Source organism: Chloroherpetonaceae bacterium, assembly GCA_033763895.1.
In the GTDB taxonomy this organism is placed as follows: domain Bacteria; phylum Bacteroidota; class Chlorobiia; order Chlorobiales; family Thermochlorobacteraceae; genus JANRJQ01.
The window spans coordinates 181,166-202,703 of the sequence record JANRJQ010000010.1 but is presented as its reverse complement, the minus strand read 5'-3'; the positions used below and the strand labels follow the sequence as shown (position 1 = coordinate 202,703).

The following is a 21,538-nucleotide window of genomic DNA, read 5'->3' as shown; positions in this document are numbered from 1 at the left end:
TTCAGTAGTATGCAGTCATCAAATCCACCCATCAAACGAACAAAGCTTTCGTTTTTAGAAAGGTTGTATCTCCCTGCCATTTTAAAAGGGATGGCTTGGACATTTAAGCAAATGTTTAAACCGACATTTACGACAGAGTATCCTGAAGTAAAATGGAAACCTCCCGGCTTTTTTAGAGGTCGTCCGGTATTGGTTGAAAGAGAGGATAAAACCGGTGAGCGTTGTGTTGCTTGTGGCTTATGCGCAAGGGTTTGTCCTCCGATGGCGATTAGTATGCAAGCCAATGAAACAGACCTACCTCAAGAAAGACATCCCATATCGTTTGAAATTAATATGCTTCGTTGCATTTATTGTGGTTATTGTGAGGAAGTTTGCCCAGAAGAAGCGATTGTTATGAGCGATGAATATGATATTACTTATCATCATCGAAAAGATGCCATTATGGATAAGCAGAAGTTGGTTGTTCCAATGGAAAAGGTTAAGGATCGGTTAGATTTTTTGAGGATGTTTAAAAATCAGGTGAGGAAAACTGAAGATCAAGTGTCTCATGTTGAGGTCAAGTAAGGTATGAGAGGAATTACTTGTATGTTTTGATAAAAAAAGGCGCTTAATGCGCCTTTTTTTATGAGATTTATCACTTACCAATTTGGATTTCTAACAAGACTTGTCAAATCATGATTTTCTTTTTCAGATGTAGCTGAATAGACCGCATTCCCCCATTGCCAAATTACTATGCCAGACTTTCCAGATTCATTTGATGAATAAAAATATCGATGGTCGGTGGAGATTAATTCTCTGATTTCACTTGGTATCAAAAGATTATGATGATCATCCAAGCTGGAAATCACATATACGATAATGTGGTTTTTGTTTTTTTCATCAACATAAGTGATTTCTCCTGCATTGATTTCTTTAAACGCTGTAAGCCTTACACTATGAGGGAGAAACCCTTTAACAATGGGAACTGGTGTATAGGTTCGAAGATGCTTCGTTAAAAAATTTTCAATGACTTGAGGCTCATCGGTCATTAAATCCGGCCGATGAAGAACCGTTTGAGAAAACGCCTGCTTGGTCAACTCATAAATATTGGGTGTAGATTCAATTGAAACACTTGTATTATCTATCAGAACTGCTTGATGGTTTCGCGAAAATGCAGCGAATAAAAGCATAGCGAGAACCGTCACTGCTAAACCGGTAGCGAAATAGGTATTATAACGATTGTTCAAATTAGGATTTATAAACAACCACTCTGAAATTTTATTTTTTAAGCCAAAGGATGTGTCGTTTGAAAACGCATATTGCCCGGAGAGAATCGCTTCACCTGATGTGTTTTCATTTATATCAACATTGCTATACTTTCTAACAATGATATTTTCAACTTGCTTTTTTTCTTTGTTTGATGAGGAAAACTTGGGTTCTTTGATTTTTTTTGAAAATGAATCTTTTGGTGTTTGATTACTTGTATTAGCTTTCTCAGCAATTTGGCGCTTAATACCATCAATTAAACTTTGGGGCGCCTTCATGTATTTCAGCTTAGCTTGAATGAGGGCTTTCGTTTCCTTTTGTGCAAGAAACTCTGCTTTGCAATCTTCGCACAATTCTATTGCTTGTAGGAACTCATTCATAGTTTTAGGGTCGAGTTCCCCATCAACGGCTGCCGATATAAGATTTTGGGCTGTTTTACAATCCACGATGTACTACTCCGATTTATAGTCTAATATTAACAATTTCTGCGCCGTAAACTTTTGCTTCATAAGGTTTTGCACAGAAAAAGAAGAGGTTGGTCGGAAAACCAACCGAGTAATTGAATTAAATATTGATTTCGAAAAAGAAGATTGAATTGAATCAATCAAACTTAACTTGACTAACGATGCAATTGAGAGAAAATCAATCCCACTCTTCCGGATTAATTTTATAACCGTGTTGCTGGGCGTAATCAATAAGCTTTTCACGCAAGATTTTTCTTCCTCTATGAAGCCTCGAGCGAACTGTTCCAATTGGACAATCAACCATATTTGCAATTTCTTCATAGGTAAATCCTTCAATGTCACACAATTGAACCACTTCTTTGAAATCATCGGGCAAGTTTTGCAAGGCACGAGAGACCTCATCATCTAAGAGCTCCCCAAACATCTGTTCTTGCATATCGTTAGAATCGAGCGAACTGTGCTTAACAGTATGATAGAAGTCCTTTATATCGTCGTAGTCGACTTTATCAGGCTCTTTGGATTCTTTCCGATACTTATTGATGTAGCTATTCTTAAGGATTCTAAACAGCCACGCTTTGCAGTTCGTTCCTTTTTCAAAGGAGTCAAAGAAACGATAAGCTTTCATATAGGTTTCTTGGACAAGGTCATTGGCATCTTCAGGGTCACCGGTCATTCGGACAGCAAAATTGTATAATGCGTCGATATGAATCATCGCTTCTTTTTGAAAATCCAATTGTCTTTCAATTTCTGAACGGGTAATTCGATTTGAAACAGGCTTTTCTGAAGTGACAATCGAAAGATCATCATCAGTGATAGGAACAAGTGACTCAAAGTCAACATCCGGTAATGGAGTTGGAATTGCCGGTTCGATTGTTTTTTGCTTGTTCAGCGTTTCACTCTTTGAAGCAACCATCGCTTGTTTCGTTAACTTCTTTGGTTGGTTTAGGCTTTCTACAGCGTCCTTCAATGAAATGGGCTTCACCGGCACTGATTTACCGGTTATTAATTTTTCTTTCTTTTCTTTCGAAGAATCTTTCTTACCTGAACTAATCAATGCGAGCTTTGATTTGGTAGCTCTTTTGGGCTCTGTATTTTTTTGCTTTATTTCTTCACCGCGATCTTTTTTTCCTTTCGAGGTTGTTTCAATCGCTTTCGTAGCTCTCTTTTTAGGAGTATGCTTCTTTTTGCGGGTTCCAATTGAAAGTAATATCAACATATTCTTGCCTTTCTCCTTGCGAAATCATAATTCATTCGGCACGGTTTTCATTAACTCAATCTTACTGAACTTCATACTCTAACATAGCCAGAAACGAACGAAAGAACAACGGATTTCGGATAAGAAACGATAAAATAATTTTTTTTTGAATCGGTTAAATCAGTTTTCCGAAACCATTGAACTGCAATTAAAATTGCAACAAAACGAAAGTCAATCCCTATGAAAAAATTGAGTTGAAAAAGTTACCAAGTGAATTACACTCCTTATTTTATTTTGGATTGTAATTATTTTCGGTTCAATATACATTGAGCATTAAGGTTTGTTTCATCTATGATTTCAATGAGTTATAGATTTTCCTTTACTTCTAAAGATTTAAGATTTTAACTTTTTCATAAAACAATGGAAAAACTTGTCATTAAAGGCGGCACTACTTTAACGGGTAGTGTAAGCGTATCGGGTTCAAAAAATACTGCATTAGCATTAATGGCAGCCACGCTTCTCCCTGCATCCGGAAAAACCGTGTTAAGTCGGGTTCCTGATTTACGTGATGTGCATACGCTTTCAAATTTGCTAAGAATTATCGGAGCTCGTGTTGACTATGAGTCACATACGATGACTGTTTCAGCTGCAAACATCTCTCATTATGAGGCACCTTATGAATTGGTTAAGCAAATGCGTGCTTCAATTTATGTTTTAGGACCGATGCTTGGTAGATTCGGGAAAGCGCGTGTGTCGCTTCCCGGTGGATGCGCCTTTGGCCCACGCCCAGTGGATTTACATTTGGAGGTGATGAAGGCTTTAGGTGCCAACATTGAACTTGAAGATGGTTATGTTGTTGCAAAATCGAAGAAAAAGAATTTAACTGGTGGATCGTTTCACTTTAAGGTGTCTTCCGTCGGTGCAACAGGAAATGGAATTATGGCTGCTGTATTGGCAAAAGGCAACAGCCGATTTACGAATGCTGCGATTGAGCCTGAAATCACCGCGCTTTGCAAGATGCTTGTGATGATGGGCGCAAAAATTGATGGGATTGGAACGACAACACTTGAAATTGAAGGTGTAAGGGAACTTTATTCAGTTCGATTTGAAAACTTATGTGACAGAATTGAAGCAGGTACACTCTTAACAGCAGCGGCTATTACTCACGGCAAGATTAAGCTTACAGAAGTTGACCATAAAGATCTTACTTCAATTCTAAAAAAACTTGAAGCAACTGGTTGCACCATTAAATCGACGGAGAACTCGATTGAACTTCAAGCCCCAAAAATTCTTGAAGCTGTCAATATTGAAGCCAAGCCATTTCCCAAGTTCCCAACGGATATGCAAGCGCAGTGGACTGCTTTGATGACACAAGCCAATGGGAAATCAAAAATTATTGACCATATCTATTCTGAGCGGTTTAAGCAAGTTCCTGAGCTAAACAGACTTGGTGCATCCATTGAAATCAAAGGGAACACGGCAATTGTTTCTGGGGTAAAAAAATTGAAGGGCGCAAAGGTTATGTCAACAGATTTAAGAGCTTCTGCAAGTTTGATTTTAGCCGGTCTTGTTGCTCAAGGAACTACAGAAGTTTTGCGGATCTATCACCTTGACCGAGGGTACGAAAAAATAGAAGCTAAACTCAAAGCTTTAGGCGGAAATGTGCGACGAGAGCAATATGATGAATTTGAAAAACCAAAGACTTCCGAGGATGCGGCTTAAAGATGGTGATTCGACAAATTGAAATATTTGATAACCCCAAAGTTGCAAAACTTATTCGTACAGTGATGCCAGAATTTGGTGCGATTGGCTCGGGGTTTGCGATTATGGATAAAGAAGTCGATGAAATGTATGAAACTTATCAGCTTCCACGGTCTCGCAATTGGGTTATTGAAAATCCTCAAACGGAACTCATTTTAGGCGGGGGCGGTATTGCTCCGCTCCAAGGCGCGGCTGAGACTATATGTGAACTCAAAAAAATGTATTTCTACAGAGAAATTCGAGGGAAGGGATTTGGCTCACTTTTGATTCGCAGGGCATTGGATGAAGCCCGTTCATTTGGGTTTAAGGGCTGTTATCTAGAAACTTTAACTCAAATGGAACAAGCGCAGAAACTTTATCAAAAATTTGGGTTCAAGAAATTAGATAGGCCGATGGGAAACACGGGCCACTTTGGATGCAACCAATACTTCTACATAGACCTTTAATTAAATAGGATGATATGCAATTCCTGAACCTGCCCAAGTTGTTTGTTTATTGTAAGAAGCGCCCATTAATTTTCCTTTGCTCATTCTTGCAAGATTATTGACCAATATGGGTTTTTCATCCCACAAGTACATCATCCTAACTTCGGCTTTGGTATAAGTGCCATCAGGACAGAGGATAAGTGGGGCATATTCCACCTTTCTCTGTAAAATGTGGTTCTGACGATCTTTTACATGATCTAAAATTTCTTTTATTACATCCACCACCACACCGCCTCCCGAAAATGAGAACAGCGGTTTCAAGACAAAGTTATCTAGATCTTTAGGATATTCATTTATTTCAGAAAGGAACATTGCTTTTGGAGCAAAGTGAGTCTTGAGAAGGGGCAAGCAGTATTTACTGATTCTAAAGAACCAATTCGGGTGATTTCTCCAAGTGACATCAACATCCTCACGATAATCGAATTCGATTTTCAAATCTTCTTTTTTATACAACTCATCAAAAATTACACGGTTGTAGATGCGGTTGACCGGGATTTCCTTTCCTTCAAGAACGTAATATAGTTTCCTTCCCCTTTTTTTGATTTTAGTTAAGCAAACTGTTTTTACACCGGTTAACTTTTCGGTACAAAAAAAATCAATTCGAGTTTTCTGCTTTTCAGGTTCTATTTCCAATAATATTGTTTGTTCAGGAGATTCATCACCTAATAAAACTTTCTTGAAAAGCGTAACGAACGAATCTCTATCTAAGCCACTGTAATAAGTTGTAAATCCTTTTGGGATCGGAAGATGGTTTTGCGTGGCAATATCAAGTAAATGTTGGAAGGCATAAACGGTTGGGAATCCTTGCAATTCAATGAGTTGAGGGAAAAAATTACCATTTTCATCTTTACATATTGCAAAGTCAATTTGAACAAATTGCGGATGATGATCGCAATTAGGAACAAAATGATTGTGACTCACTGCATTTTGGCATTTCTGGAGAATATCAGGCAAGAAACATTGTGAAAGAACTTCGTCGGCAGCGACGACAAGCATATCGGATAGTTCAGTGGTTAGAAACAGGGGTGTTTCGCACAATCGAAAGTCAAGTCTATTTTCAGAGTATGCTTGAATTTCATTCACAAAATTTTGATAGTGACTTTCATTAAATGCGGCATTGTATGCAGCCCTTACGCTTGAGAACATAATCGTTTCGGATTTGAAATCATGAAATGAAAGGGAGAGTACAGAGGCACCTTAGAGATAAGATGCCTCTATAATAACAATGCACATTAGATAACATCTAATTCTTTTCCAATACGCCCAAATTCGCTGACAATCTTATCGAGATGCCACTCTTCATGCGAAGACATATAGCTGGTACGAAGCATTTCGTGACCGGGCATGACACCGGGTCTTACAAATGCATTGACAAAAACACCATTGTCATAAAGTTTACGCCAGAAAAGCAAGGTTTTTTCGTGATCACCAATGACTGCGGAAACGATGGCTGTTCGAGAATCTAATAATTTGAAGCCTAAGGATTTCAATCCTTGACGTACACGATCAGCATTTTTGAGAAGTTGATCGATTCGCTCAGGCTCTGCTTGCATGATTTCCAAGGACTTGATTGCCGCGGCGACGCTTGCAGCAGTGGGAGATGCGCTAAAGATTAAGGCAGGTGCATGATGTTGGATATAATTAATTACTGCTCGACTTCCGGTAATAAATCCGCCAAGCGAGGCAAAACTTTTCGAGAAAGTCCCCATCGTAATATCGACTTCTTTAATCAAGTTAAATTCTGAGGCAGTCCCTCTTCCGCCTTTTCCAATGACGCCTGCTGCGTGGGCATCATCAACCATTATTTTTGCATTGTATTTTTTTGCAATCCTTACCAATTCAGGCAAGTTTACAATTTCACCTGAAACTGAAAAGACGCCATCTGTTGCAACAAGTTTTGCAGCCTCAAGTGGAAGTTTAGCAAGAACACGCTCAAGGTCTTGCATATCATTATGTTTATAACGCTCGACGTTTGCTGTCGCTCCTCTGGCCATTAAATTGGCAACAACAATACAGGCATGATTATCACGGTCGCTGATGACATATTCGCCGCGTTGAACCAATGAAGGTATAATTGCTTGACCCGCTTGAAAGCCTGTGCTGATGATCATACAGGCTTCAGTCTCAAAAAATTCGGCTAATTTTTCTTCAAGTTCCACGTGTAACTTTACTGTTCCGGTAAGGTATCGGGAGCCTGAGCAACTCGTTCCGAATTTATCGATGGCTTTTTTGGCCGCTTCCTTTACACGAGGGTCGGCCGTAAGTCCGAGGTAATTGTTCGAACCAGCCATAATCACTTCTCGTCCTTCGATTCGCACAACGGGACCTTCGTTTTCTTCAAGAGGTCTGAAATAGGGATAAAGGCCAAGCGATTTTGCTTCATCGGCCGCAGTGAATTCGTAACATTTTTGAAATAAATCTTTTTTGACATTTTCTGTCATCATCGCTCCGTTATTATCGTTACCGTTGGTGTTAATCTCATTTGAAGCAACCTGTGCTGTGCTCATATTGAATAAAAAATTATTTATTAAGGAATCTTTAACCTATCAAAATAGCATAAACCATAAAAATCTAAAATTTTCGAGTGAAATTTTAGTTTATTGAATTCAATTTAGAAATCTTTACACTTCTGTTGATTCCCTGACTATGTTTAATGCATGTTTCTTCTTCACTTTTGCTTCGATTTTTTCCGCAACAAGTTTACCACTTAATGCGGCACCTTCCATAGAGGCCAAATAGTTTTGATAGGTATAATCTCCGGCAAGAAAGAAATTACTAATTGGTGAAACTTGGTCAGGACGAAATTTATCAACACCGGGTACAGCTTTATACACCGATTCAGGAATTTTCACAATCGTTGATTTCAACAATTTTGCATTTTTTATCTGGGGAAATTGAACCTGTAATTCCTTCATGATATCCGCCACAATGACATCGTTAGGCAAATCCATTAAGTGATGTGCAGGTGCAAGTACAAGATTAAAAACACTTCCTCCTGTTGCAGAGCCGTGCCCTTTTTGAAAGTCATCGGGGCAAGTAATCGAGACATCAGCGAAAGTGGCGTAAGTGGTACCGTGAGAAAACATTAGATTGTTGACATCAGTGACTTTTATGTCAAACCAAAGTTGGCAGTTCGCTACGGGACTACCCGTAAAATGAAAAAGATTTTTGAAATAGGGATAGTTTATCCATTGTGGCGGGATGAGTTTTTTCAGATTGTGAACCGGTAGTGCTGAAATGAACAAATCGGCTGAGATTAATTTATTTCCTGAAACGGTCACTGAAACCAATTCACCTGATTCATTGAGATTAAACTCGGTGAGTTTTGAACCTGTATGAATGATTCCTCCTTTTGATAAAATATAGTTTCTCATCGGCTCAATCATTGATTCGCCGGGGTTTTTCCTAAAAAATGCAAAGCGCGCATCTTCATAATTCCGACCGAAGTAATTAAAGATAGTAACCATTGGTCGCGCTGAAATAACATTGGGTTCAATGAAATTGAGTGCAAGAGAAATGGGTCGCCAAAGTCTTTGAAGGGAATTCTCGGTACAGCCGTGTCGCTTGTGCCAATCTGAGTAAGTTAAATCATCCTGACTTCTGAAATACTTTTCATTGCCAGTTAATATTAATGGAAGGAGACCCCAAATGAGAGAAAGCTTATCTCTCAGCGAAATTACATTTGTTTTAAGACCTCCAATCAGTTCAGCAAGTGGGCTGGGGAATCGAGATTGTTTTTCAAAAGATGTTCTACTTCCATTTTTCTCTGCATAGATTAAAGCGAGATCTTTCCATTCGATCGCATTTTCCGCACCAATGTGTTTCAGGATTCGCTGAAGTTCTTTATATCCACCGAAAACGACATGTAATCCGGATTCAATATTATCTCCGTCTTTATCTTTCCATACCGATACTTTACCACCCAATACAGATCTTTTTTCAAAAATTTCAACTTGAAATCCTTTATCAAGTAAGTGGATAGCAGCAGTAAGACCTGCGACACCACCCCCAAAAATGGCAACCTTCATATAATCGAAATCTAATTTAGAATGAGAACTCGCCTCTTCTCGTTTGTAAAACAAGAGGGCAAGAGAATAACGAAGCGTGAAGGAATAAAATTTATTGCTTGGTGGTGCTATTACGCCGGTGGTTCTTGAATTGAAATGGCGTTCATTTCAAGAAAAAATGTCGATCCACTTCCTTCCCCTTTCGACTTTACCCAAATTTTGGCGTGATGGAGATCAACGATTTTTTTCACAATAGATAGACCAAGTCCTGTTGAAGATTCTCCTCCGGTGGGGCGGGCCGAAAGTCTTTGGAATTTTCCAAAGAGCCTTTCCATTTCGGAAGGGCGAATCCCAAGCCCTTCATCAACGAATTGAATTCGAATTTTTTGGTTGTTTTCATTCATTTCCGGTTGCTTTAAGGATGCAACAACCATCACTTTCTTTCCAAGCGGAGAATACTTAATTGCATTAGAAAGAAGATTTTCAAAAACATCACGAATGTAAAGGGGGTCTGCGATTGAGTAAAGGTTATTTTCAACTTGGACTTCAATTGAAATTGATTTTGTTGCCGCATAGGCCAAGTTGTCTTCAATCACAGCCTTAAGAATATCACTGAGATTTGTTTCTGTAAGTGATAACTGTAGATGCTCGTTTTCAAGTTCTGCGCTTTTTAACAGATTATTGACAAGGTCAAGTATTCTGTTTGTTGCATTACGAATAATGTTTATCCCTTCTTTTTGCTCTTTGGTTGTAGTGCTTTCATTCAGCATTAATTGCGTAAAACCCAAGATTGATTGAATTGGGTTTTTAATATCATGCGCAGCAATCGCTAAAAATTCTGATTTAATTTTGTTGGCCTCTTCTGCGCGATGTCTTAGTCGTTCGGCTTCAACTCTTAGAGCTTCCTCTTCTCGTAGTGTTCTTTGAATTTGAAGATTTTTTTGGCGCAGTTCAATTTCTGACTTTGATTTAATTCTGAATCGATTAATTAGCACAGCAATTGTAAAAGCACCAAAAGAAAGAAGAATGATAAGACTATAAAGAAAAAACTTCCTTTGATTGCTTTCCGCCTTTAATCGATCAAATTCAGCTTGCTTGCGTTCGTTTTCAAGTTTTAATTGGAGGTTTTGAATATTGCTACCTGTTGATGATTTTATGATGGAATCGTTAAGAGTTGCATAACTCTGATAGTAATACAACGCCTTCTCAAAGTTTTCTTCCAAAGAATAGATTTTTGAAAAGAGTTCGAACATATTTTTCTTTTCATTTTGAAAACCGCCTTCTTGGGATGCTTTAAGCCCTAATTCTGCAATTTCTTTCGCTTCTTTATTTTTTTTCAGAGTAAGCAACAACCTCCCATACTTGTAGGAGACTGTTGCAATAAACCTGCGATTATTGGATTCAATTGAATATTGAATACAGGATCTGTAATAGAAAGACGCTGAATCATATTTTGATAGATATTCATAGGTTTCACCGATGTAAAACAAACACCCTCCAATGAAATCGACTCGGTTATATTTTCTCAAAGTTGGGAGAGCTTTTTGCATATAAGGAAGTGCTTCCTCATATTTTTTTTCTTTTTGCTTGAGAATTCCAATGTTTACCTCAATAACCGCTACATTTTCCTCATCACCCAATTCTTCGTAATACTTCAAAGATTCCAAGATATAGTTTCTTGACTGGTCAATTTTTTCTTGGCGTCTGAATATGAGTCCAATCAAATTATTGGCCATTGCCAAGCCTCGTTTATCATTCAATTCTTGGTAAATACGAAGGGCCTGAGATTCGTAGTCAAACGCTAAATCATATTTTGCTTCATGATCGAACCCATAACCTATCCATAATTTTGCATCAGCAATTCCCTTTTTATATCCAATAGAATCAGCTAATTGAAGCGCCTCGTTTGCGAAACTTACTGATGAATCGGTGGAATAAAATCTTAAGTATTCGGCAACTTGATTCAAAGCATCGACCCGCTCGATGTATTTGATTTTGGGCAAAACCAAAAGAAGACTATCCGCTTTTTTTTTGAAAGACTCTATCTGCGCAAACACTTGACCACTAGGAAATGCAATTAAAAACAAAAGGGTAAGCAAAAACAGAAAAGTCTTATAATGGCTCTTTAAATATGATTGATAAATATTTGTTTGCATTCATCAATAAAAAGTCAAATACTTATTTCTTGTAATTTCTGATTCAATTCTTGTGGATTTGACGTTGGCAATTGGCAAGCGTAATCAACGCATAAATATGCACGCGGTTCGCCTTTCAATTGGTCATCAATGAGCGTTTTCAAAAAGGGATACCCTTTAACAGATTCGCTATCTGCTCTCAACAATATTTTATTGGGCAAAAATCTTTTGAAGACTTGTTTGTGTAGTTCTTTAAATGTTTCATCCTTGCGATCTCCCGTGAATATGAGTTGCACCGATTTTGACAAATGAAATTGAAGCGCAATCAACATTTGAGGAATATAGCTTGGTGATTTCTGTATAAGAGGAGTGAAATACAAAATCGTTTTTTCTGCAACATCTTTAAAATCTTCTCGATCTGTCATTGAAGAAAGCCGTAAAAAATTAAGAATTGCAACTGAATTTGGGGAAGGTTCTGCACCATCGTGATCTTCTTTGAGATGAAACAGCACATCGGTGTTTTCGGAAGAAGAGTTGAAAAATCCTCCTAATTCATTGTCGTAAAAAAGGTTTATCATTGATTCACTTAATGAAATTGCGGAAAGAAAATATCTTGCATCAAAAGTCACTTCATATAAGTCTAATAATGCTTGAATGAAATTGGAGTAATCATCCGCCATTCCATTGATCGCTGATTCACCTTCTCTGTATCTGCGTTTCAAGTTTTTTTGGTTTTCATCCACCATCTTGGAGAGAATGAAATCCGCTGCTTTTGTTGCTGCATTTTTGTATTCCTCTTTTCCAAGCACAGCAAAACCCTTTGCAAGAGCTGAAATCATGAGCCCGTTCCACGAAGTCAGAATTTTATCGTCAAGATGCGGTTTTGGGCGTTTCAAACGTTCAGAGTAAAGCCGTTCGATTGAGTGTAAGAGTATTGATTTTATCTCGTCAATGGTAAGCGAAAACCGTTTTGCTGCTTCTTCATCCGAAACGCGTCGAATCAAAATATTTTTGAGAACGAATTCGTTATGTGGGTCGCTTGGGGCATTTCCTGAGGGCTTTACACCAAATACATAAGAAAATATTTCACTGTTTTTTTCTCCTAAAATTTGATCGATTTCATCTTGTTCCCAAACATAAAATGCTCCCTCAGTTTTATGAGAAGAATCGTGGGAGGGTAAACTATCGGCATCTTCAGCGGAATAAAAACCACCTGTAACGGAATCGCGCATATCACAGAGAACATAATTAAAAATATCTTCCGCTACGGATTTAAACTGTTCTTCTTTCGTGAGTAGAAAGGCATCAAGATAAGTTGAAGCAAGTTGAGCATTGTCATAGAGCATTTTTTCGAAATGAGGAACATGCCAAAACTTATCTGTGGAGTATCGCGCGAATCCGCCACCACCTTTCCCTTGAACAGAAATCAAATCATGCATTCCCCCTTCTGCCATCTTCTTCAGTGTAAAAAGCGCACTATTCAATGCATTCATATCGCCTGTAGTATGGGCATAGTTCAGCATAAAATTGAGCACGGAGGGCCTTGGAAACTTTGGGGCACCGCCATATCCGCCCCACTCCCCATCAAATTGGCTTATGAATTGCTTTGCTGCTTTTTCGAAAACCTCTGGTGTAAGATTTATACTGTCTGAAGAAGCAATTTGAGTTGCAAACTTCAATAATTGAGCCGTTGCTCTATCCGCAACTGAACGAATATTACTTTCATCACGACTCCAGCTTTCAGCGATTTTTTTTAATAATGAATTGAAACCCGGCCGTCCATAGCGGTCATTCGGCGGAAAGTATGTTCCTCCAAAAAAAGGTTTTCGTTCTGGAGTCAGCCATACAGACATTGGCCAACCGCCACTTCCCGTCGATGCCTGAATGTAGGACATGTACACACGGTCTAAATCCGGCCTTTCCTCTCGGTCAAGCTTAATTGATACAAACGAACGGTTGAGAATTTCAGCCGTTTTTTCATTTTCAAAAGATTCATGCTCCATCACATGACACCAATGACAGGTTGAATAGCCTATAGAAAGAAAAATTGGTTTGTTTTCTTGCTCCGCCTTCTGAAAGGCTTCATCTCCCCAAGGAAACCAATCCACAGGGTTATGAGCATGTTGCAAGAGATATGGACTTTTCTCGTCCTTAAGTTTATTAGTGTACTTTGAATGAGTCATACTTTTCAATTTTAGGGAATAATTTTCGAGTTTTTGAAATAACAAATTTTATCGTGGAAGAGGTGCTTGAACCGTAAAGTTATTTAAGGTAATTGGACGACCAAGATTATCAGGGCTAAACGCAATCCCTGAAATAAGAAGTTTAATCTCCCAAATCTCAACCCCAGCAACGACCTGACCATAAAAAAACGGGGACTCCCTCTCATACCCTATCTTTTCATAAAATCCACGAATTCCAATTGCCAATCCTGTTCTAAAATATCCAAAGAACCGTCCCCAATGAACGGGGCTAATAACACCATACGCTTCGACTCCAACATCAATGTTGTAATACGGTACAGAAAAAATCTGACTCACTGATGTTTTAATCATTGATTGCAATGTGATCCCGTGGTATTGAGAGCCATTGAAAATTAAGGGGAATGAAAAATGAAGAACCAAGTTTCCCCCACCGGAGTAGAACTGATTTAAATTTCCAACTACATCGTTTGATGGGGTTTCTTCAAGATTCATAATCAAAGAAGCTCCAAAACGTACTGGCCCAAAGTAATTGGTATAACCATTGATATTTGCTGAACGAGTAATCAAATTAAAGGTAACACTACTCAATACATTGGGTGCGCCGTAAAACTTTACAGCATCATCATACTTCTGAACCGGGATGAAAAATCGTTCTGCTATGGAACGGTAATCGCTGCTGATTTTTAGCAAACTATCTGAAACTTTACCAAGACTGTCAGCTTGTTGTGATAGGCTTTGAATTTCTCGTTCCAATTCATAAATGACCGATAGTCGTTTTCCTGAACCACCTTGCAGTCTTTCTCTCCACTGCATAAGTTTGATTTGGTTCAAACTCAATGAATCTGAAACTCGGCGGTTTGCATTAAATGAACCTGAAAGCTCACGAACTACTTGCTCACTTTGCTTAGAGAGACCTGCTAAGAAAATTGATTTCACCGAATCAGTTTGAATCTTCAGATTCAATTCTTGTACTTCCAACTGTAAGGAACCAAGGGTTAATAGAGAATCTATCGCCAATGCAAGCTTTAAACTGTCGCGTTGGGTTAGATTTTTTGCAGGTATTAAAGCCCCAATCGATTTTCTCAAGGCTTGAAGTGAATCAACAATTATTTGATTTCTTTTTGCCTTTAATGAATCAACCTTTTTAAGGACTTCTATTCTCATCGAATCAACGCCTTGCATCAATGATAATGAATCGAGTGCATATTTTGTTGCGAGAGATGTTTGGCGAATCAATTCCAAAGAGTCTCTATTAATTAAAGTATGGAGTTCTCGAATGCGAAATCGATAGTTCTCTTCTTCATCTCTTAATCGATGAATCACCAAACTATCGTCAGAGTCGGAGTGTCTGATATCAGCCGCATTTCTTGAAAGCCATTGCCTTTTTTTATAGATCTCATCTCGCCTTTCGTTGAACTTTCGTGCATCATTTTCAAATCGCTCTATTTTTTCTTTAGGCATCGGATTGTATGAAGGAGGCAGGATTTGGGCGTTGATTAATTCGACTGCAAGAAGTGAAATACTCACTAATATCAATATCCAATTCGGGTGTTTGAACTTTCTGAACCTTTGAGAACATTCAACAAGGGATTTGCGAAAAAAAGTTTTGCTATTCATGACAATGCGCTTTCAACCATCCAATTAAGGGTTGAAACAAAATTTGGGAGGAGATTGCCCCCTTCGAGAATGAAATCCAGTATGATTGCTAATACGGCTCCGGAAATTGCGCCAAAAATGTGGGCGTCATGATTAATGTTATCTCCACCTCTTTTTGAGGCGAAGTAACTACCCACGAGAAATAATATGGCAAAAATCGGCGAAGGTATTGGGATTGGCAGAAGAAGTAATTGAAAATATTGGCCCGGTTCATAAAGAACATAGGCGAATATTGCCCCTGAAATCGCCCCTGAAGCTCCGAGAGTTCGATAACTTGGGTTATGCTTGTGAATGACCGAACTTGGAATAGAAGCAAAAATCATACTACCAAAATAAATCCAAAAAAAAGTGACACTACCAACGATAGACTCTAGGGAAAAAGCAAAAAAGTAAAATGAAAATCCATTAAAAAGGAGATGCGGTATGTCTGCGTGAATTAGTCCGCTACTTACAAAAGTATAGTAATCCCCATTTCGATTGAGGCGATAAGGATATAGCAGCAACTTATCCATTACTTTTTCGTTGTTTAGTGCATATAAACTCAATGCAACTGTAAAAATTAAGACTGTGATAGCAACCATCCCAAAACAAATTTTGAATTAAAGTATGAATTTAACGAATTCATTTTTTTTACCCTTGAATAGACTTGAATGATGTAAAAATCAAACTTTTTGCTTTACAGTTCTTACCCAAAACGATTAACTTTATTCTATGCTTTATTACTTTACCTATTGTTTTTAATCATAAATTTACGGTTATGAAATTGGCTAAAATTTTTTTGGTAAGTGTTTTGTTCGCAACCTTTTCTTTAGGTGCGCTTACTTTTTTCCTAACGCCTCAAGCTTCAGCGGTTTCAAAAAATGAAACCGTTCTTTCGAACAATACTGCACCGCAATTCACACTGACTTCGGTTGAGGGTAAGAAAATCAGTTTGAGTGATTTCAGAGGAAAAGCGGTCATATTAAACTTTTGGGGAACTTGGTGCCCTCCCTGCCGTGCGGAAATTCCTGATATGGTCGAATTACAAAAACAATATGGTGGCGATAAGTTCACTTTCGTTGGCGTTGCCTTAGAGCGACCATCTACAGATCCCGTTAAAAAGGTAAAAGACTTTATGACGACATCAGGCATCAACTATCCGATTTTAATGGGCGATGCAACCGTTTTTGATTCTTATCAACCACTATTAAATGAAGATGAGCGCGGTGCTGTCCCTGCAACTTTTATTATCAACAAGAAAGGTGAAATCATCGCATCTTTTGTGGGTTCACGAGATAAAGCCACCTTTGAACAATTCATTAAGAAAGCGCTTTAAGTAATTTTATTTTTGAGATAAGCCTCTCACCATTGAGAGGCTTTTTTCATTTATAGAGTGGCAGAAGTTTTAGTTGTTTATCTTTAAGTTTACGCTTAAAAATGCTGTATGACGAATACTGTCCTATATCTATTTAATCTCTTTCTCCCTACACTATACTTGGGAGTTTTTTTACTTTATCTTTTTTTATTTCTTCGCCCCGATTCCGAGAAGAGAATATTTAATTTCTCATTGGCAAAAGCCGGACTTTTTACCTTAATTGTTGCTCATCTTATCTATTCCACACTTTTAACTCATAAAAACGGATTGCCTCCAATTGCATCAACTTTCCAAGTGATGTCTTTAATCGCTCTGACTCTGACCATCACATATGCTCTGATTGAGACAACCTCAAACATTCAACAAACCGGTGCCTTTGTTTTGGGGGTATCACTTGTTTTTCAAATTATTTCATCAAGTTTATTGGATAACCAACTTTCTCCCGACCCCGCCTTAAAAAATGTGCTTATGCAATTTCATATTATCAACGCGCTTTTAGGTTATGGGGCTATCGCAATTGCCGGTATTTACAGTATTCTTTACTTGCTGCTTTTGAAGCAGATTCAAAGTAATCAATATGGGTTATTATTTGACCGACTGCCTAACCTTGAAATTATGGAGAGGCTTAGCTATACCTCGGTATTTTTTGGATTTATTTTTCTCACATTTGCTTTTGCCGGCGGGGCTTGGATGATCATCCAAAATCAAGAAAAGTTATCCTTTTTCTCTGATCCAAAATTGATTGGTACAATTCTTGTTTGGGGATTTTATGGGGCAGGATTACTTTTTCGAAAACGATTTCGATTGCAAGGAAAGAAAATGGCCTTACTTCTCATTTTTGGATTTCTCTTTGCCTTTCTTTCGATGACAGTTTTAAATCTTTTCTCTGCTAAATTTCACGGCAACTAAACTTCATTGCAATGAAAAGGAATTCGACACTCTTGGTTATCACTTTATTATTCAGTTTATTTTTTTATACCAATCCTTTACTTAGTCAGGACAGCGTGGAAAAGCAAATCAGCAGGGTTCTTACTCAGCAACAATATTCTTGGAATGCTGGAAATATTGAAGCCTTTATGGATGGTTACAAAGAATCAGATTCGTTGAAATTTGTAAGTGTCAAAGGAGTTACTTCAGGTTTTCAATCCGTATTAAAGCGCTACCTCACGTCTTATTCTTCTACCGAAAAAATGGGAGAACTTGCTTTTGATATTATTGAAATTAAAATTCTTTCTCCTTCTTATGCATTTGTTATTGGAAAATGGCAACTCACACGAAGTGTTGCCGCAGGAGGCAATGTAGGCGGGCACTTTACTTTACTTTTTGAAAAAACAGGTTTGGGATGGAAAATTATTGTTGACCACACTTCATAGATCGATGATGCAGTCAGTTCACTTTACGAAAATGTCCGGTGCGGGCAATGATTTTATCTTAATCGATAACCGCTATCACCGCTACCAATTTAATTCTTCCACAGTTGCAGAACTTTGTCACAGACATCAAGGAATCGGTGCTGATGGTCTCATGCTGTTGGAAAGTTCAGAGTTTTTCGATTTCAAAATGGTGTATTTCAATTCGGACGGGAAACTTGGTTCACTGTGTGGAAATGGCGCACGGTGCATCACAAAATTTGCTTCTCTTTGCGGTTTATCAAAATCTGCCTTTCGCTTTGAAGCCAACAATGAAACTTATTTCTCAGAACTGACCCCTGACGGCGAGGTTCGACTTCATATGCGTGCTCCCAGCGATTGGAAGTTTGATTTAAGTGATGGATTAGAATCCTTCTCTTTTGTGAATACCGGCTCGCCTCATGTTATCCTTTTTCGCGATTCCCTCGATACTGAACCTGTTGTGTCTATCGGTTCTCGAATTCGACATAACACTACATTATTCCCGGAAGGAACGAATGTGAATTTTGTATCACTGATTGACAAAGAATCCCTAAGAATTCGAACTTTTGAACGCGGTGTTGAGAATGAAACTCTTGCATGCGGAACCGGTGCTGTTGCATCTGCATTAATGGCTCGCAAACTTGGTTTTGTAACCTCCAACCAAATCAGACTGAAAGTTCAAAGTGGCGAGTGGCTTGAAGTTACTTTTGATAATGACTTGTCCACCCCTACCCTAAAGGGAAGTGCCAAAATTGTTTTCTCAGGAGAAATTCCTATGGTCATTGAACATAACAATCCTCAACTTGTCAACTCGTGAAAACGGAGCTTAGCTTAAAATTTGAATTCAGTGCTTTCCACTCTCTCTCGGTTCGAGAAGAACCGCATAAGCATCTGTGGAAAGTTGAAGTTCGAATTCAGGGCTCTCCAATTGGAGGAATGCTTGTGAATATGACAGAGGTTAGAGAAAATATTGAGGTACTATTGAGTCAACTTGAGTCTTCTTATTTAAATCAAAACCCTACGCTCCCTAAAGAGGTTCAAACCTCCCCAACCTGCGAGACTTTAGGAAGTTATTTTTATTTTGTAATCGGAGATATGCTGCAACATAATTTCTTTCCGAGAAATCCGTCGCTTTGTTTATCGAGTGTAGAAGTCACAATTTGTGAGGAGAATGGGTTTGAATGGGGTTCTGCCAAGCTGTATTCCACTTTGAATGATCCAGAAAACTGAATTCAATTTCAGTGATTCCATCAACGGAATATTCAGTTATGTTTTTCCGTCAGAAAACCACCCATCATAAATAGATTTCAACCAGTCTGGTTTCGCTCCCACGATGTAAAGCGATGTAAGGGTTAAATTGAGCAGTTGTTGAGATAAGTAACCGTTCTTCTTAAATCGTCTTGCACTTGTTGTTACTTTCGCGTTTTGGATTAAGGTAGGTTCGCAAATTCTGCGTGAACGAAATAGAAACTCCACGTCTTCCATTAATGGGATTTCTGGAAATCCTCCAATCTTATGGAAGAAATCGCGTTTAGCAAAAATACCACTATCGCCGTAATGTGTTAAAATCGAAGGTAATTCAGTTGCTTTCGAATAGAACTCAGTAAAAACATTTTTTTCATCGAAATCCATCACAAAAAAACCATAACTGGTTTTCAGATTTTCGGCAGCCAAAGAAAGTTCGTGTAAAGCGTTTCTTGAAAGTTGTGAATCTGCATGAAGAAAGAGGAATATGTCACCGCTTGCAAAATTTGCGCCACAGTTTAATTGTACCGCACGTCCTTTTGCTGATTTGAAAATCCTTATTGCAAGATTGTCAATGCTATCAAAAAAATTGATAATTTTTTCAACAGTATCATCTTCGGAGCCTCCGTCAGCAATAAGAATCTCAATATTTTGAAATGAAATGCCTTCTTGTTCAATAAGACTTTGCAAGGTTTTTTGAATGGCAGCTGATTCATTGAATGTGGGAATGATAATTGAGATTTTCATAAAGCGGATTACAATTTCTCATATATAATCATAATCCGCTTTAGACGTTTCAATTTCAATTAACGAGCAGCATGTGAAAGTTCATTCTCGATAAACTCTCCGACGGAAATTTTACCTTCTCCCCGTGAAGTTAACTGATACCCTGACATAAATTCTGTCTCTCTCTCATTCATTGCTTTACTGAACTCTAAATATCCGTCGACCAAACTTTCAGAAGCCCCCATCCCCAACATTGCGCCCTTAAAGGCAGCTTCTTCAAATTGTACATACTTCAAGTCTGGCTTTTGTATCGCTTGGCCGAGTTTTGAGGCAACCTCTTGAAGAGTGAAATACTGTGGGTGAGCAACATTGACGAATGATTTTCCTTCAAAATCTCTTTTAGAAAGGAAATCAAATGCTACTTTTGATATATCATTTGTATGAATCATTGGAATCTTTAAGTCAGCACGAATTGGAAAACCTCCAAGCACTCCGGCCTGCTTATATGCCCCAAGCATTCCAAAAATATTTTGCATAAAGAAACCAGCTCGAAGATGCACAATATGGCTATCCTTTAACTCATTAAACTTCCTTTCCATATCATTTAATCCATTGACAACTCCCGTTCCGCTTGGGAGATGCGCTCCGATAGAACTCAATGTAACAACATACTTAACCTTGGCTGATTCGATTGCGGCTTTAATGGCATCGATAACTTGATTTTGATACGCTCTAAAGTTAGATGCTGTAAAATTGGGAGGAACTAAAGCGTAAATCGCAGTTGCACCGGTAAATACTTTAGAAAGAAATCCTGCATCATCAATACTTCCGGTCTCAACTTTTGCACCTAATGTTCTAAGACCTTCAAGTTTTGAAGCATCTCTGCCTACAACCGTGACCTTTTCGCCGGCTTTCAACAACATTTCAGCCAAGGGTTTCCCTGTATTGCCTGTTGCACCTAGAATAACAATCATATTTTCTCCTTTTTTTATTGTTTATTTATGTTCTCCACCAAATGGTGAATTCTGTTAGATAAAATTTCAACAGTCGAGTAGCCTGATGTAATTGGGTAAATTCGATTCCCACTATCGAATAAAACCGTTGGGAATCCATTTACACCAAGTGATTTCACTTGCTGAAATTCAATCTGTGTTTCTTTAAGGGTTTCTTCACTCTTAAATTTTGAGAGAAAGAGTTCAAAACTGATTCCGCACTCTTCAGATAGAGAGCGGTATGAATCGGGCTCGTTTAAGTTTTTACCCTCGATATAGAGCAACCTTTGAATCGATGAAGCCAGTCCAATTTGGGTAAGTTTCGTTTGACCTTTCAATGCGTTGAATGCTAATGCAGGTGGCAGTGAATCTGAAAGGATTTGACCTGACTTCAGAATGCCATTTAGATATGCTTCACCGAATTGAACCCCGGTTTTAGCTTCTACAATCGGATAAGCTGATTCGATGTACCATCTTGTTTCAGAAATTGGTTTCACTCGGTCGCCCATTATCATTCCTCCATTCAGCACTTGAAAGGTCAAAATGTCTTGAAAAGTCTTCTCAAGAGTTACAATCACCTCGCTGAATCCATAACACCAGCCACAAAGTGCGTCATAGATATAAATGATTCGTCTGTTTAAATTCATAGAATACCAACTAGTTAGTATGTACTTGATT

General features: G+C 38.3%; 20 protein-coding genes. 8 read left to right on the top strand and 12 right to left on the bottom strand.

Translation table 11 applies throughout. The features are described from left to right. Positions 1 to 9: 9 nt before the first annotated feature. A complete protein-coding gene (locus tag SFU91_09030) occupies positions 10 to 564 on the top strand; it encodes an NADH-quinone oxidoreductase subunit I (protein ID MDX2129164.1) in 555 nt (184 codons plus the stop codon). Between the two features lie 74 nt (positions 565 to 638). Here SFU91_09030 and SFU91_09025 read toward each other — a convergent pair whose 3' ends face one another. Continuing rightward, entirely contained in the window at positions 639 to 1,691 is a 1,053-nt protein-coding gene (locus tag SFU91_09025) for a zf-HC2 domain-containing protein (protein ID MDX2129163.1), read from the bottom strand. Between the two features lie 196 nt (positions 1,692 to 1,887). Continuing rightward, positions 1,888 to 2,925 carry a sigma-70 family RNA polymerase sigma factor gene (locus tag SFU91_09020; GenBank protein MDX2129162.1) on the bottom strand — a complete coding sequence of 346 codons (1,038 nt, stop codon included), beginning with the start codon at positions 2,923 to 2,925 and terminating at the stop codon, positions 1,888 to 1,890. Positions 2,926 to 3,324: 399 nt separating this feature from the next. Between SFU91_09020 and murA the strand changes: the two genes are divergently transcribed. Both murA and SFU91_09010 read left to right on the top strand, forming a co-directional pair. Beyond that, on the top strand, positions 3,325 to 4,626 hold the full coding sequence (gene murA / locus SFU91_09015; GenBank protein ID MDX2129161.1) for a UDP-N-acetylglucosamine 1-carboxyvinyltransferase: 1,302 nt from the start codon (positions 3,325 to 3,327) through the stop codon (positions 4,624 to 4,626). Positions 4,627 to 4,691: 65 nt separating this feature from the next. Further along, positions 4,692 to 5,111 (top strand): GNAT family N-acetyltransferase, encoded by a 420-nt coding sequence (locus SFU91_09010; protein MDX2129160.1) that lies wholly within the window; start codon positions 4,692 to 4,694, stop codon positions 5,109 to 5,111. Here the strand turns inward: SFU91_09010 and SFU91_09005 are convergent, their stop codons facing one another. The 7 genes from SFU91_09005 to SFU91_08975 form a co-directional block, all read right to left on the bottom strand. After that, on the bottom strand, positions 5,112 to 6,296 hold the full coding sequence (locus SFU91_09005; protein ID MDX2129159.1) for a hypothetical protein: 1,185 nt from the start codon (positions 6,294 to 6,296) through the stop codon (positions 5,112 to 5,114). 86 nt (positions 6,297 to 6,382) lie between these two features. Continuing rightward, on the bottom strand, positions 6,383 to 7,591 hold the full coding sequence (locus SFU91_09000; GenBank protein MDX2129158.1) for an aminotransferase class I/II-fold pyridoxal phosphate-dependent enzyme: 1,209 nt from the start codon (positions 7,589 to 7,591) through the stop codon (positions 6,383 to 6,385). A gap of 180 nt (positions 7,592 to 7,771) precedes the next feature. Further along, the gene (locus tag SFU91_08995; GenBank protein MDX2129157.1) at positions 7,772 to 9,178 is read right to left on the bottom strand and encodes an FAD-dependent oxidoreductase; all 1,407 of its coding nucleotides are present in this window, start codon (positions 9,176 to 9,178) and stop codon (positions 7,772 to 7,774) included. 110 nt (positions 9,179 to 9,288) lie between these two features. Next, positions 9,289 to 11,214 carry a tetratricopeptide repeat-containing sensor histidine kinase gene (locus tag SFU91_08990; GenBank protein ID MDX2129156.1) on the bottom strand — a complete coding sequence of 642 codons (1,926 nt, stop codon included), beginning with the start codon at positions 11,212 to 11,214 and terminating at the stop codon, positions 9,289 to 9,291. Between the two features lie 113 nt (positions 11,215 to 11,327). Further along, positions 11,328 to 13,475, bottom strand: coding sequence for a thioredoxin domain-containing protein (locus tag SFU91_08985; GenBank protein MDX2129155.1), 2,148 nt, complete (start codon positions 13,473 to 13,475; stop codon positions 11,328 to 11,330). Between the two features lie 48 nt (positions 13,476 to 13,523). Beyond that, positions 13,524 to 15,023 (bottom strand): hypothetical protein, encoded by a 1,500-nt coding sequence (locus tag SFU91_08980; GenBank protein MDX2129154.1) that lies wholly within the window; start codon positions 15,021 to 15,023, stop codon positions 13,524 to 13,526. Between the two features lie 86 nt (positions 15,024 to 15,109). Beyond that, complete coding sequence (locus SFU91_08975; protein ID MDX2129153.1) at positions 15,110 to 15,733, bottom strand: rhomboid family intramembrane serine protease; 624 nt, start codon at positions 15,731 to 15,733, stop codon at positions 15,110 to 15,112. A gap of 176 nt (positions 15,734 to 15,909) precedes the next feature. On the opposite strand from SFU91_08975, the gene SFU91_08970 reads away from it, so the two are divergent. The 5 genes from SFU91_08970 to SFU91_08950 all read left to right on the top strand — a co-directional run bounded on the left by SFU91_08970 (position 15,910) and on the right by SFU91_08950 (position 19,127). Continuing rightward, complete coding sequence (locus SFU91_08970) at positions 15,910 to 16,467, top strand: TlpA disulfide reductase family protein (protein MDX2129152.1); 558 nt, start codon at positions 15,910 to 15,912, stop codon at positions 16,465 to 16,467. A 108-nt stretch (positions 16,468 to 16,575) separates the two neighbouring features. Beyond that, complete coding sequence (gene ccsA, locus SFU91_08965; protein ID MDX2129151.1) at positions 16,576 to 17,415, top strand: cytochrome c biogenesis protein CcsA; 840 nt, start codon at positions 16,576 to 16,578, stop codon at positions 17,413 to 17,415. An 11-nt stretch (positions 17,416 to 17,426) separates the two neighbouring features. After that, entirely contained in the window at positions 17,427 to 17,879 is a 453-nt protein-coding gene (locus SFU91_08960; protein MDX2129150.1) for a DUF4440 domain-containing protein, read from the top strand. A 4-nt stretch (positions 17,880 to 17,883) separates the two neighbouring features. Beyond that, on the top strand, positions 17,884 to 18,714 hold the full coding sequence (gene dapF / locus SFU91_08955) for a diaminopimelate epimerase (protein MDX2129149.1): 831 nt from the start codon (positions 17,884 to 17,886) through the stop codon (positions 18,712 to 18,714). Then, positions 18,711 to 19,127, top strand: coding sequence for a 6-carboxytetrahydropterin synthase (locus SFU91_08950; GenBank protein ID MDX2129148.1), 417 nt, complete (start codon positions 18,711 to 18,713; stop codon positions 19,125 to 19,127). The genes dapF and SFU91_08950 overlap by 4 nt, the downstream gene beginning before the upstream one ends. A gap of 36 nt (positions 19,128 to 19,163) precedes the next feature. On the opposite strand, the gene SFU91_08945 is transcribed toward SFU91_08950, so the two are convergent. The 3 genes from SFU91_08945 to SFU91_08935 are packed head-to-tail and all read right to left on the bottom strand — an operon-like array spanning position 19,164 to position 21,507. Further along, entirely contained in the window at positions 19,164 to 19,889 is a 726-nt protein-coding gene (locus SFU91_08945; GenBank protein MDX2129147.1) for a TIGR04283 family arsenosugar biosynthesis glycosyltransferase, read from the bottom strand. Positions 19,890 to 19,948: 59 nt separating this feature from the next. After that, the gene (locus SFU91_08940) at positions 19,949 to 20,842 is read right to left on the bottom strand and encodes an NAD(P)H-binding protein (protein MDX2129146.1); all 894 of its coding nucleotides are present in this window, start codon (positions 20,840 to 20,842) and stop codon (positions 19,949 to 19,951) included. A 14-nt stretch (positions 20,843 to 20,856) separates the two neighbouring features. Then, complete coding sequence (locus SFU91_08935; protein ID MDX2129145.1) at positions 20,857 to 21,507, bottom strand: DsbA family protein; 651 nt, start codon at positions 21,505 to 21,507, stop codon at positions 20,857 to 20,859. Positions 21,508 to 21,538: the final 31 nt, after the last annotated feature.